The 14,944-nt window shown below is 39.7% G+C and carries 6 protein-coding genes; all 6 read left to right on the top strand.

The window, feature by feature from the left end:
* Positions 1–48: 48 nt before the first annotated feature.
* The 6 genes from JIV24_RS16810 (at position 49) to JIV24_RS16785 (ending at position 14,872) form a co-directional block, all read left to right on the top strand.
* Positions 49–3,357, top strand: coding sequence for a sialate O-acetylesterase (locus JIV24_RS16810; RefSeq protein WP_200466232.1), 3,309 nt, complete (start codon positions 49–51; stop codon positions 3,355–3,357).
* Between the two features lie 74 nt (positions 3,358–3,431).
* A complete protein-coding gene (locus tag JIV24_RS16805) occupies positions 3,432–5,129 on the top strand; it encodes a right-handed parallel beta-helix repeat-containing protein (protein ID WP_200466231.1) in 1,698 nt (565 codons plus the stop codon).
* Between the two features lie 76 nt (positions 5,130–5,205).
* Complete coding sequence (locus JIV24_RS16800; RefSeq protein WP_200466230.1) at positions 5,206–7,677, top strand: glycoside hydrolase family 95 protein; 2,472 nt, start codon at positions 5,206–5,208, stop codon at positions 7,675–7,677.
* Between the two features lie 24 nt (positions 7,678–7,701).
* Complete coding sequence (locus JIV24_RS16795) at positions 7,702–12,276, top strand: CBM96 family carbohydrate-binding protein (RefSeq protein WP_200466229.1); 4,575 nt, start codon at positions 7,702–7,704, stop codon at positions 12,274–12,276.
* Positions 12,277–13,105: 829 nt separating this feature from the next.
* The gene (locus tag JIV24_RS16790; RefSeq protein WP_200466228.1) at positions 13,106–14,677 is read left to right on the top strand and encodes an RNA-binding domain-containing protein; all 1,572 of its coding nucleotides are present in this window, start codon (positions 13,106–13,108) and stop codon (positions 14,675–14,677) included.
* A gap of 30 nt (positions 14,678–14,707) precedes the next feature.
* Positions 14,708–14,872 carry a hypothetical protein gene (locus JIV24_RS16785; protein ID WP_200466227.1) on the top strand — a complete coding sequence of 55 codons (165 nt, stop codon included), beginning with the start codon at positions 14,708–14,710 and terminating at the stop codon, positions 14,870–14,872.
* Positions 14,873–14,944 lie beyond the last annotated feature (72 nt).

Below are 14,944 nucleotides of genomic sequence, written 5' to 3'. Positions count from 1 at the left end.
TCTTCCACTTCCTCACTCAACTATTGTTTAATTCACTAAAAAATCATCATGAAGAGAATGCTCCATGTTGCAATGCTTGTATTTGTATGTTTTGTTGTACAAATAATTAGTGGCAAACAACACGCAGTTGCTATAGAAAATAACAACATTTCAGGAGGATTATTGGTCTCTAATGTCTTCAGTTCTAACATGGTACTTCAGCAAAATGATGAAGTGAAAATATGGGGAACGTCCTTAGCTAACCAAGAGGTGATAATAGAACCTACATGGACTTCGCAACTATCCACTACTGCAGATGTTAATGGAAATTGGTTTATCTCATTCAATACACCGGCAGCTTCATTTGATGCTCAAAGCATTCGCATATTCACTAATGATGATGAAGTGATTCTATCTGATGTACTCATCGGTGAAGTCTGGTTGTGTGCCGGACAATCAAATATGGCTTTTAGAATGCTGTACGAAGACAATGGCGATGCTGAAATAGCCAATGCAGGCAATACACCTTTACGACTTTTCAATGTGCCATCCGCAACGGCTTCGGAGCCACAGAATAATATCGCCAATGTTACCTGGGAACAATGTTCATCTACATCTTTAGAAAACTTCTCAGCTGTAGCTTATTATTTTGGTAAAGGCCTAATCAACAACCTGACAAACACACCTGTTGGGTTAATTAATGCTTCTTTTGGCAGTTCCTCCATTGAAGCTTTTATGAGCAAAGAGGCACTTTTATCTAAAACCTACCTGGCCGATCATTATAATACTTACGAAACCACCGTTGAATCAAAAGTGCCAACGGCCGTTTTTAATGCCATGATTCATCCATTACTGGATTACAGTCTTAAAGGAGTGGCCTGGTATCAAGGTGAGTCCAATTGCGTGCGGGCGAGCCACTACTACGAAGCTCTGGAAACCATGATTCAGTCATGGCGAAATGAATTTAATAACGCTAACCTACCTTTTTACCTGGTGCAAATACCACCGTATGATTATACCACTTCACAACAAGAATCAGGCAACCCATACAGTGCATCTACCGTCCGCGAAGCACAGCGAATGGCTTCAAAAAACATTGCTAACACCGGTTTAATCGTGACCATGGATCAGGGCGATGTCAATGATTTACACCCAACGAATAAAAAAGAAGTGGGTGCTCGACTGGCCAATACAGTATTGAATCAAACCTATAACTATTCAGAAAAGAATTATTCAGGACCCGATTATAAAACCTATGCCATTGAAGGTAATACCATTCGTTTAACTTTTAACTTTGTTGAGAATGGCATAGCCGATAACTATGCAGAGCTAAATTGGTTTACCATAGCCGGAAGCGATAAAAAATTCTACCAGGGTAACGCTTTTGTTGATGGCAATGATATTGTCGTGAGTTCACCATATGTAGACGAACCGATGGCAGTGCGCTTTGCCTGGCATAATACTGCTGTGCCAAACTTTTTTAATACTGAAGGTTTGCCGGCTTCACCATTTAAAACAGATGACTGGACAGATTTTACTTACACGACCAACATTACAAGTTGGAGTTCCATGCCTGATATCAGAAATGAGGCTTTTGATTTAATCATGCCAGAGTTAACTCAGGAAGCTCCTGCTGCAGGTAAGCGTGTGAAACAAACATTGGCAGCTTACGAAGGAACTAATGTGTATCACACACTTTATCTGCCAACGAACTGGGAAGCAGGAAAGCAATATCCTGTGATTGTCGAATATGCCGGTAATGGCCCTTATTATAACAAATATGGTGATGTGTGCACGGGTAAACCTGACGATACCTATATGGGTTATGGTATTAGTGGGGGTGAAGATTTTATTTGGATTAGTATGCCCTTTGTGAGTGAAAACGGGCAGGAGAATCAACTATATTGGTGGGGTGATATTGAAGCCTCTGTTCAGTACACTATTAATACGGTTAACCATATTTGTGATAACTATGGAGGTAATTCTTCGCTGGTTTTTGTCGCTGGTTTCTCACGTGGTGCAATTGCCTGTAATTACATTGGTTTGCATAATGATGAGATTGCATCGTTATGGAGTGGTTTTATTGCCAATAGTCACTATGATGGAGTGCTAACACATTGGAGTTATCCGAATGCCGATGCCGCCTCGGCCTTGACACGGTTACAGCGTTTAGATGGAAAACCACAACTAATAATACAGGAAGGAGCTGGGCCAACGGCCACCAAAACATACCTTAGTAATACGGGTGTTGAAGGTGACTTTTCTTATTTATCCATCCCTTATCGCAATCATGATTTACGATGGGTATTACAGAATATCCCTCAACGAGCAACCTTGCGTAAATGGGTGAATGATATAATTGAGTGTGAAGCCCTTATCTCTGGACCATCAGTGGTGCAGCAAGGCGAAACGGTTGATGTTTTCATTGAGTTAAAAGGAACAGCTCCCTGGCAACTCAGCTATACGGTAAATGATAATGTCGTAAACTTAAATGATATTTCCACTTCACCCTATACTTTTCAGGAAGTTATTGATGAAAATACAGTGATAGCCATAACGCATGTAGCCGATGCTATTGGAAGAGGAACTGCTGGTGATCAGTTAGGAATTTACCTTTTTGAAGATGAGATTGGGGTAGTTTGTGACGGTATGGTTAGACAAACCCAGGCCGACGGGTACTACACATCAGCGCTGATTGAGCAAAAAAATGCTTCATCCTGGGGACGTAAAGGTCTTTTTAGCTTTGATATCAGTGGTTTTAATGAAGAGCTGGCTGGTGCTTCCTTTCAGGTGTTTTTAAATAAAAGTTCATCCTCAATATTCAATAATCAGGTTATGGTTTATGGTGTGCATGAAGATGATTTCACCTGTGGCGTAACAGTCTGGGACGATCTACAAACCATGAGTCTCATTGAAACAGGTGCGCTTATTAATGTTGATGAAAGCTTCTTGGGTACTTATTTATCTTTTGATGTGAGTGATTATCTGAATCAATGTATTAATGAGGAGCAAGTGAATATGATTCTTTGTTTGGATGGTTCCAGTGCCAGTCATGTCTTGTATTACAATGCCATGGAAAGTACTGGCAATAAGCCTAAATTGCTTTTTGCTAATCAACCAGATAATCTTCCAACAGATATAAAATTTTCAACAACGGATGAGCCTGGATTGAAGGTATATCCTAATCCTTCAAACGGAACATTCTACATCGAAAACCCCCTTGATAAGAAGGATGGTTATGCAATTTATGATTCAAGTGGGCGACTACCAAGACAAAGCAATATCGAGGCCTTTCAAACTGAAAAGGTAAGTAGTTTGAAGCCTGGTTTTTATGTTATTGCATTGGGTGGGATGTTTAAAAAAGTGATTGTTCGCTGACAGTAATTCAATTTGAAAAAAATTACCGCTTTTATGATGTTCCTATATCTATTCAGGAATTAACAAGAGAATGAATGAAAAGTAATACTTGGTACATACTTCTTCTTTGTTTGCTTCTGCAAATACCCTTTAGTGCATTAAAAGCAGCATCTGAATTGCATATTGCTGTAGCTGATTTTGGTGCTATTCCTGATGATGGAAAATGCGATGCTGCAGCTATCAGGCAAGCCATTTGTTCCGCAGAGGGCAAAGAGAATATTATTATTTCTTTTGAATCGGGAGTTTACAACCTAAATGAAGATGCAGTTCTCTTTAGAGAAAACTACAAGGCCATGCTTTTTGTTTGGGGGCAAAAAAATTGGATGCTTAAGGGAGCTATTGATGAGCAGGGAAATCCAGCTACTACACTTGAGATGAATTTGCGTTTAGGTAACCAGATAACTGGAGCCAGTCATCTTGATATTAGGGACAATGAGAATATAAAGGTGACGAACTTCATATTGGATCAAAACCCACGTTTTGCAACAGCTGCCAAAGTGCTGGATATTTCTGATAACGATAAGGTGATAATAGAAGTTTTTGAAGGCATGCCTCATTTTGATGGTATGCAAACCCATTCAGCCAATAACTGGGATTTGGAAACGGGGCAATTGATTAAGGGGCCTCCGATTACCATTGCAATGACATTAGGAGAGAAGCATGTTTTTACAAAAGCAGAAGGCTACAAACGACGTTATGAAATTCAGAGTAAGCGTTTTGCCTCTCTTCTAAAGCCGGGAGAGGGATTGTCATTTCATTTCAATGTGATCGCAGGCGAGGCTCGGACAATGGATGTGTACAATAACATCAATGTAGAGCTTGAAAATATATTTGTTCATAATGCCATAGGCATGATACTGGGAGGAGGTAGTAATACGAATATGACTTTCCGTAAAGTTCATATCAAACCCGAAGGTAGTTCCTTAGCTGTAGGACCTCGTGATGGCATTCATTTAGCGCGTAATACAGGGCGTTTGCTTATGGAAGATGTTGTAGTTAAAGGCGTGCGTTGGGATCCGCTGGTCAGTTATCTGGGTTTTGTCAGTATTACAGAGCGTATTGACGATCAGTCTATATTGTTGGATGGTCAATCAGATAAGCAAAAGTTGGCGCTGGAAGCGATTCAACCGGGAGATTATCTAAAGTTTTGGGTTGGCGATAAACCGATAAAAAATAAGGTGGTTCAGGTTCTTGATGGCAAAATCACATTAGCTGATAAATTGGCTCCTGCAGTGTTACAAGGAACCTATTTCTCTCCTGAAGCTTGGTATTGGGATGAGGCTATAATCCGAGGTTGTCTTGTAGAAAGTAATTATGGTACAGGTTTAGTTTACGAGTGTGATAACCTGCTGGTTGAGAAGTCTATCTTTCGAAACAATTCCTATGCTGATATAGGATTAGGACCTACCAGTAAAAATGTAGGTGCATTTTGCGAAAACATTTTAATCCGAAACAACTTGTTTGAAGGCTCCACATGGATAGATAAATACAAGAATTATCGAGGTTCCATAACCACATTCCATAAATCACCGTTTTTCGATAAAGAACCCTACCATCAGAATATACATATTGAGAATAATACATTTAAAGACATTACCGGACCTGAAAAACCGTCGGCCATTCATATTAAGAATGCAAGCGAAGTAGTGATACGTCAAAATAAATACATCAATATAGACAATATGGTACTTATTGAAGAGACTAGTACAACAAGGATTATTGTTAAGGATTAAGGATATTGATGAATGTTTAATGGATTAATGTTACAGAATTGAGAGAAGTAAATCTGTCTGTTTAAATCGAATTACAATGAAACATCGAATTATATTTTTTTATCTGTTGTTCGCCTTTCCGTTATTTGGTCAGACAAGCGAGGAAAATGAGAAGTCCGACGATTGGAAACTATGGTACCGCTTCCCTGCCCGTGAATGGGAAGAAGCATTGCCAGTTGGTAATGGACATATGGGAGGTATGGTGTATGGAGGAATCGATCGTGAACACATTGCTTTAAATGAAGAGACTATTTGGAGTTTTCCTTTTCAACAAGTTGAGCTGAATTCGAGGAAACAGATTCTAATAGAAGAACAACGTAAGCTGATTCTGGAGGGTAAATATGAGGAGGCTAAAAAGTTGAAATGGAATAAGCTGGATATTCCTGACAATTTTGAAGTCATTAAAGAAAAACCGGTAGGTTTTGTAACAGGACGCTCAATTTATAAACCTTTAGCTGACTTGTATTTGCATTTTGGTTCAACTTCGTCCCTTCCTTACGATTATAAGCGTGAGCTGGATATTGAAGAAGCTGTTGCTAGGGTGACCTATAAAGTGGATGATGTTACCTTTAAACGGGAAGTGATTGCCAGTTACCCGGATAAAGCCATTGTTGTAAGATTAACTGCCAGTAAACCCGGACAAATTTCTGTGTCAAGTAAAATGACACGTCGTGTGGATGTAAAAGACGATATGTACCGCTATGATGCTGAGCTGGGTGCAAAAGTGGAAAGCATTAAAACACCTCCTGCGCCGATAATTAAAGTGCTTGATAATGACCATTTCAGTTTTAGCGGTAAGGCAGATCCCGATGGAGTCAGTTATGTGGCACATTTTAAACTGATCAATGAAGGAGGAAAAAGAGTGCCCATTGAAAACGGGTTTAAAGTAGAGAATGCCGATGCTGTAACAATATTTATTACCGCTGCCACTGACTTTAATTACGATGATCCGGATAAAATAGCTCGCAAGCAAATGAAGAAAGCATCATCTTATTCTTATGATGAGTTATTTCATCGACATGTAACTGATTACAAGACTTTGTATGATCGTGTGGATATTCAGATGGAGAAGACACGTAACTCAAAAATGTCAACAGACAGGCGTGTGATGGCACATCAGATGGGCATAAAAGACCCACGTGTGACGCCAGGTACTTCGCGCGACAATAATTTATATGCCTTATATTTTCAATACAGCAGGTACTTAATGATTGCCAGTTCGCGCAAAGGGACTATGCCACCAGCTTTGCAAGGTATTTGGAACAATAGTTTGTTGCCACCGTGGTTTGGTCATTATACAACCGATATAAATATTGAAATGAACTATTGGCCGGCAGAGGTGTGCAATCTCTCAGAGAGCCATGATGTTCTGCTTGATTTTGTGTTTCCGCATTTGGATAAGTGTAAGCGTGCTGCTGAAATAGAGTATGGTACCCGAGGAATGGTATTTAATAGTATGTCGCCATGGGGGCCCAGAAGAGGTTACCAAGATTGGAACGGCTTTGCGGGTTGGTTGGCTCAGCACTTTTGGGAACATTATTCTTATACGTTGGATAAGGAATATCTGAAAACAAAGGCTTACCCCTGGATTAAAGAAGTGGCTCTTTTTCATGTGGACTATGCTATTGAATATCCGGATAGTGGATACCTGGTGATTGGTCCCGAATACTCACCCGAAAATCATTTTTACTACAGCGATGGTGAGGAAAAGAAAAAAGGGCACATCAGTATGGGAACGACCATGTCGAGGGCTATTGCCTGGGAAGTGCTTGATAATGCCATAAAAGCATCGAAAATACTGGATGTTGATGAAGATTTGCGTAAAGAATTTATTCAAACAAGGGACAAATTGTCACCATATAAAATTGGCAAACATGGTCAGTTACAAGAATGGCTTATGGATTATGATGAGCCGCATCCGGGTCATCGCCATCTATCTCACCTATATGGATTGTATCCCGGAAATGAAATTACACAGGAAAACAGTCCTGAAATCTTTGAGGCTGCCCGAAAGTCTATAGACCGACGATTAGATAACAATGGTGGCTGGACTGGCTGGAGTAGAGCATGGATTATTTGTCTGGCCGCTCACCTTCAGGATGGTGAATTGGCTCGTGAACAGCTGGAGTTACTTTTTGAACAGACCACACTTTATAATCTATTCGATACCCATCCACGGCAAGGAGGAAATACCACATGTTTTCAAATTGAAGGAAATATGGGTGCTACGGCCGGAATTGCTGAAATGATCATGCAAAGCCATGAAGGGTGTATCAACTTATTACCTGCCAAACCCAATAACTGGAAAAAGGGCCATATAACAGGCCTTCGTGCCAGAGGGGCCTTTGAGGTTGATGTGTTTTGGGATAAAGGCATATTAAAAAGCGCAAGCATACATTCTGATCGTGGTGGAATATGTAAGCTAAAGTATGGTGATAAAATCATTGAGTTTGAGACTGAGGCTGGAGAGTCATATGCTTTTGATGGGGAATTGGATGTTGTAAAATAATAATAAGCAATTAAATATCGTTTTATGAAAGCAAAGCATATACTTATAGTCATTTCTATGATGTTTCTCACAGCTATGGTTAAGTCACAACCATCAGTTGCCTATGAGAAAGTTACAGGTCTCACGGCCTTTGCATCTTCCGAATATACAGGTACCGGAAGGGTAGTCGATAATGTCATCAATGAATCGGGTTTAAATGCAGATGGTAGCCACAGTAATAGCGCAAGCACCATGTGGGCAACCCAGGATGGCAGTGCAGCCAATCACACTCTCATTCATAAGATGGCAGCTCCTACGCAGGTTCTGGGTATGCACATTTGGAATGGAAACTGGGTAGGTTATACTAACAGAGGAGTCAACAGCTTTGACATATACTATTCTACATCTGTAAATGATTTGTCCAATTCAGGGTTTAGCAACGAAGAGTGGACTTTGCTAAGGGCTGATAATTTAACTGAAGCGAGCGGTACAGCTTCCTATACCGGAGAATACAAAGATATGCCGGGATTGCCAGCCAATACAAGATGGATTGGTTTGGATATTAAAAGCAATCATGGCGGTAGTTTTCCATACACCATGTTGAGTGAGATTGAATTGTACAAGCCCGAAGGTATATCAGATGCTGTGGCTACCTTATCGGGCGATGCCGGTATTGTATCAGGTCAATCAACTCCTTTAACCATTGAATTGATTGGAACACCTCCTTTCGATGTATTTTATAGTGACGGAACAAATCAACACAACCTGACGGTGAACGATTACTACACCGAATTTAATGTGTCGCCTGATGTTACAACCACCTATGAGCTGGTTTCTGTGAGTGATGTTAATGGAACAGGGTCAGTTTCTGGAACAGCCACGATAACTGTTTATACTCAGGAAGAATTATATACCACGGTTGAGAATGCTCAATACGAGGTGGCGCATAATAAGATAAGTAACAACCTTGAGATAACAGAAAAAGCATCAGGATCAGTTCTTGAATTTGCTCCTGTATTTTATGTGGCTCGTAATGAAAGTCGCCCCTCTGTTTCAGAATCATCCATATCAGAAGACTTTAATTACAAAACAGTAAGTGTTGAAGGTAATACTGATTATTTTTCTTCACGCACAGGGGACTTTAGTATAATGACACCGAGTGAGGTCAGGGCAGATGGGAGCAAATTATTTTTTACTTATGTAGCTAATGCTGACTTTGCATTCTCGGCTACCCTGGTATTACCACTAAGTGGTGATGGCGAGCCTCAGTTTAGAGCTTCTTTAACACCAACTTCCACTGCTTATTTCTCAATTGGTTATTGTGGGGCCCCTGCTTATTCTATCAATGAAGTAGAGGAAATCTTTCAGCCCTTACCGTTTACCGAGAAGCGATTTCCGGAGTCATCTTACCTAACTCCAGCATATAAAGCGACCTTACCGGCAACATTAGCTACTGTTAACGGAACAACTTATGGTGTTATAGCCGATCGTTCAGAGTTTCCCTTCAATCCACTGCCTGTTGGTGTGTCACGCAGCCCATTTGGTGTTGCCATTCGTGATAATGCTGGACAAGTACGTCCGATGGTTTGGGCTTTAATCATGGGTAATGCAGATTCACAAATAACCAGCGGAACCCAATACGATTTTAATTATCGCTTGTATGTGTCGGAACGAAACATGTCAAGTGCCTATGAAGATATTGCTCGTCGCTTATATGGTTTTTCTGATTACCGACATAACGATTTAGGTTCACTCAATACAGCTTTCGAAAATCTGCTTGAATTTGCCATGGGACCATATGGCAGGTATCTCGAAGACATGAAGGGCTATTCTTATGAAACGGATATACCTAATTCAGTGAAAAATACTTCAGCGCTGCCAATTCACAGCATGGCCTTTGTGGTGAATGACTCGGTGATGTTTAAGGAAAGAGCTCTGCCTATTACTGAATACATGTTGTCGCGCGAAAGTTTTAATTATTCCAAGGATGGTACCTCTGGTACCGGACAGACAGCACCGAATGATTTGGGTGATCCTTGTATGAACATCACTGAGATGATGGGTTATTATATCACTGGGAATAATTATTCACATGCCTTCTGGGAATTGGCTGTTGATAATGCCATCAACTACTCAAACAATGCATTTAAAAAAGAATGGCGTGAGAACATGGCCATGTATAAGGCTACAGGCGAATTAACTTACCTAAATAAAGTGATTAGCGGGGCTGATAAGTACATCAATGAGCGAATCAATACCAAGCAAACAGGTTTTGATTATATCAATCATTCAAAGAGTAGTTTCTGGTCTAGTCTGGCCCCTAAATTCTGGGAGTTATATGAAACCTATGAGTTAACCGGCTACCAGCGCTATTTGGATGCAGCTCAAAAAGCAGCAAGAAGCTATGCTTATCATTTATGGATGTCACCGGCGGTACCTGACGAAATGATATCCTGCAACATTGGTAACAAAGCACCATTATATCGTAGTGGTACAGCTATTTCTATTCCTGAGGAAGATGCACCAGCCTGGCGCTTATCAAGCGTTGGTTTGTCGTGCGAAGCCGGTGGTACAAGTACAGGAAAGCACAGAGCTGTTTTTATGGCCAATCATGCACCGTTTTTTATGCGTATAGGAGCCTTGACCAATGACCAGTTTTTGATGGATGTAGCCAAGGCGGCAATCATTGGGCGATGGAGAAGCTTCCCAGGGTACCACATTAATACAGACAGAACTACAGTGTATGAGAAAGTAGATTTTGCTCATCGGAGCATCTCTGAACTATTGACCACCACATCGATGCATTACAGTCATGTGTGGCCAATGGTAGCTCTAACATTTGACTATCTTGTTAGTGATGTTTTTGCCAAATCGGATGGAGCCATTGATTTTCCAACAGAGTTTACAGAAAATACAGCGAACCTTTACAATAATTTGTATTTCAAGCCTGGTATATTTTATGGTGATGAAAATGTGACACCATGGATGCCTGTTGGTTTGGTGACCTGCGATAATCAGGAGTTGAATTACATTGTAGCACGTGGTAATAATAAGCTTTACCTGGCTTTCGTTAATCAAAGTGGTGAAGATGTGAATGCGCAAATCAATATTAACAGCCAACAGTTGACTGTTGCAGGTAATACTGCACAGGTTTGGGAAGATAATACAGCAAGTGGAACACTTTCAGTATCAGGTAATGCCTTTAATATTAGTGTGTCGGCCAATGGTATTACGGCCGTTGCCATTAACGATGTAGCCGTAGAGGCTAAGTTTCAGGATAAAATGTATTTCCAGTCAGGCAAAAACGATTGGCAATTGTCATATAAGGACTTGACTACAGTTGATGCCAGGGCGATGATGGTCGGGTTTTCAAACGATTACACCAGAGTATATGCCTATTCGGATGCAACCAAAGATACTTATTCAAACGTACGTTTTAGAGTGTGGTTTGATGGTGTGCAGCAGGATAATGTGTTACAATCAACTTATCCTTACGAATATGGAGAATGGGTGCCACGCAGCGTCAATACAGTACGTATTGAGGTTACATCAGACGGAGGCACGCCTGAGGAAGTGATTTTTACACGTAACCCATATACGGTTGCTGCTTCAGTCAGCGGTTGGACATCCGTATTAAAAGGAGTTGATGTAACGGTGACTTATCAGACTGATGGAAAGCCCCCTTGGGATTTGACCTATTCCGATGGTGAAACAATCATTGAAAAAACGGTACAAACACAAACGTATACCGAAATGTTAGCACCAGAGCAAACAACCACATTTACCTTACTTTCAGCTGTAGATGCCGATGGCGATATGGCAATGGTGGAATCAGATAAAGCCAAAGTGTCGGTTGCTAATGAATACTTGCTAGACTACAGTATTTCAGCCTCTCAGGATGCCTATGTGTATTTGCTTGGTGCTGATAATCGCTATGGGACAGAGCCAAATTTAAGAATTAAAGGGCGTGAGAGCAGTCAGCGAGAGGTGTTTGTGGAATTTGATGTCACCGATGCTAATTTATCCGGTAATGTTTATCAATTAGGCTTATGGTTGACCAACTCAATTGGAACAAATGCAGTCATTGAAGTCTTCGGTGGCGATGAATCATGGGATGAAAACACCATTACTTGGAATGCCAAACCAGCTAATGTATCATTCGAGGCTATCGATACTATTGGTATTAGCGATTTATCACCTGAAGGTATGTATCATTATTTTAATGTAACAGAGTTTGTTCAAAACAATCCATCCGATAAAATCACATTTAAAATAAGGTTTCTGCAAGGGGATGAAGATGTAGATTTAATGTTCAATAGTAAGGAGGAAGGGGATGGTACAAAGGCACCAGGTCTTTTATCTGATGTTTCTTTCCAGAGTATTCCAAGTAGTATTGAAGAAGCGGATGATTCAGAGGTGAAGGTTGTTATCTCAAATCATGAGTTATTAGTCCAAGCACAGAAAGAGGTAAAGGGAATTTCAATCGTTAATATGGCAGGTCAGGTTGTCGGGCATTCGAGTAATAAGTCTCATTCACTCTTAGGTCTAAAGCAAGGAGTTTATATAGCTTCAATACTTGTCGGAGAGGAAGTAATTAGCAAACGATTTATGGTAGAATAATAGCTGTGACCATATAATGAGATCATAAACACACAACATTACATAGAGAAGAATGAGAGGTTAATCTTAATAGGTTAACCTCTTTATGTCACTTAATACTTTCTAACACTGATTAACTTTGAAATTCAATCGTGATAGCTTACTAATATAATAATTCATTGTAACTTGGCTTAAAACGCGACCACCTTTTTCTTGAACATGAGCAATTTTTGCACAAGTTGAGTCTTCATCTAATTCATCTTATTTTAAGAGAGAACTTCAATAGTTTTAGGATATTCTAAGATAGTATAATGTCAAATAACTAGGATTATATGTGCGTTTTTGAAAGATGAGATTTCTGATGATTATTTACTTACTTTTGTAGATATGGGTGAAATAACCGGTGAAGTTAACACCGATGTATAGCTTCATAGAAATACTTAAGACTCCTGGTTTTCTTTACTTAATATTTACAACTCAAACACTGTAATGTAATGATTATCAGATTTTAGAAAATTCTGTATCGGGAAGTGATTTATATTACTGATATACAATACTTTAAGTATATCATAAACATACTATATTTGTTCGCAAACCCAATAATTTCTGTAGTAAAAATGTAATCTTCGGTGATATTTTCTATGTGCATTTTTTACAACTTCTATTGAATAACAAAAATTGATTACGCAATTACGCAATCATTATGCAATTACCTTAAAGCATAAAAAGCCTCTGCTCCTTTAGAACCTGAAGATTTAAATATATCAGCATCTATTATTTCTCTTAGTTCAACTGTAATCATCTCGCATAAATATTTTACTTTTATTCCAAAGTTACAACATTAGATTTAATGACTAGAGTAGAATTGATACATAAGCTTAGTAGCCTCGAATGGGAAGATTTTGAAGTAAAAGCCGCCAAAAGCGAATTGCCTAAGTCGGTTTGGGAAACCGTTTCGGCTTTCTCAAATACCAGTGGAGGTTGGATCGTTTTGGGCGTAACAGAAAAAGGTAAAGACTTTGAAATTACCGGTGTAGGTAATGCCGAAAAGCTGGAGCAAGACTTTCTGAATACCCTCAGAGGAACTAAATTCAATGTTTTTGTGGGCACAAAGCAAGAAATGTATCAGTTTGAAGATAAAACCGTTTTGGCATTTTATGTTCCGGTGCATAAGAACAAACCCGTTTACTATAATAACCAGAGCAATACATTCATCCGCAGAGGAAGTTCCGACCAACGTGCCACACAGGAAGAAATTGACAGCATGTTGCGTGACCGGGCATTTGGCACAAAAACAGCCGTGTTAGCTCCCGGAACCAGTCGTGATAGTTTAAGCAATACCTCAATAAACCGTTACCGGGATTATATGGCTCGATTTAATCCAAACGCAAGCTACAACCGTTTTGATGAAGCTGAGTTTTTAGAGAAGCTCCGCATTATGGAAAATGGTAAATGTACCTATGCCGGATTACTCATGTTTGGAAAACGGGATGTTGTTGAAAAGCACTTTGCCGATTTTCGAGTAGATTTACTAGAAGTGCCCGGCAAATCATATTCCGATGCTAAACAACGCTACACATTCCGTATCGAGGAACAGGAAAACCTTTGGGAGTATTACTTTGAATGCTTTTCCCGGTTAAAACAAAAGGTAGATGTTCAATTTACATTAACTGCCGAAGGTTTTGGCCAGGAACTTTCTCCCGGACTTGAAAGTATTCGTGAAGCCCTGGTGAATATGCTCATGCATACTGATTATTTTTCTCCGGCATGTCCACGTGTGCGTATATTCACCAATCATATTGAGTTTTATAATCCCGGAGGATTACCCAAACCCTTTGAGGAACTGAAAAGCAAAGATATTTCTTTACCTCGAAATCCGATATTAGCGAAACTGTTCCGCATGGTGAAACTGGCTGAGAATGCGGGATTTGGTTTCGATAAAATTGATGAGAACTGGAAAGCTTATAATTCAACCATACCTGATTACCAGATAGAGTTTGATTCTGTTGTTGTAGGTTTTCAAATGGAGGCAGAAGAACTTAAACAAAAGAAGCCACAGCAAGAGTTAGAGGATTGGCAGCAGGAGTTACAGCAGGAGTTGAAAGACTATATACATCAAGGTCTTGAGAAAGAACAGCAGGAGTTGCAGCAGGAGTTACAGCAGGAGTTACAGCAGGAGTCACAGCAAGAGTCTCTTTATAGTAAAATATTAGATATACTTCTATCTGGAGCATTATCAACACAAGAAGTATCAACCTCATTAGGACAAAAATCTATTTCAGGTCAACTATATTCAGTAATAAATAAATTAAGAGAAGATTCTTTAATAGAATGGACTATTCCGGAAACCCCCAAAAGTCCGAACCAGAAGTACAAGATGACAAAGAAAGGATTAGCATTTTATATGCTGGTTAACAAATAAAAACCGGAGAAGGCAAAACTGTGGCATAATATGACGATACAAGAGTTAATAAATATTATCCCCTTTAAAATATTGCAACGAGGGAAAAATTACTTCAATGGTGGAAATATTTTGCAGCTCAATCAAAGTAGCGATGGAACCTGGTTTGCCGAAGTTGAGGGCAACTATGGTAATTATGAAGTAGAAATTAAGTGACAACTCAGGTTCTCCAAAGCGCTTTTTCAAAATCATAATTTTTTCACGAGAGTGTGAATAAAATTACACCTA

Source organism: Carboxylicivirga marina, from assembly GCF_016612505.1.
GTDB classification, from domain to species: Bacteria; Bacteroidota; Bacteroidia; order Bacteroidales; family Marinilabiliaceae; genus Carboxylicivirga; species Carboxylicivirga marina.
Note: the sequence above shows the minus strand (reverse complement) of the source record. Positions and strands in the feature narration are given on the sequence as shown.

Bases quoted from the DNA above. Each gene is read 5' to 3' on its own strand.
- JIV24_RS16800 (WP_200466230.1), top strand. From the start codon at position 5,206: ATGAAACATCGAATTATATTTTTTTATCTGTTGTTCGCCTTTCCGTTA.
- JIV24_RS16795 (WP_200466229.1), top strand. From the start codon at position 7,702: ATGAAAGCAAAGCATATACTTATAGTCATTTCTATGATGTTTCTCACA.
- JIV24_RS16790 (WP_200466228.1), top strand. From the start codon at position 13,106: ATGACTAGAGTAGAATTGATACATAAGCTTAGTAGCCTCGAATGGGAA.
- JIV24_RS16810 (WP_200466232.1), top strand. From the start codon at position 49: ATGAAGAGAATGCTCCATGTTGCAATGCTTGTATTTGTATGTTTTGTT.
- JIV24_RS16785 (WP_200466227.1), top strand. From the start codon at position 14,708: ATGACGATACAAGAGTTAATAAATATTATCCCCTTTAAAATATTGCAA.
- JIV24_RS16805 (WP_200466231.1), top strand. From the start codon at position 3,432: ATGAAAAGTAATACTTGGTACATACTTCTTCTTTGTTTGCTTCTGCAA.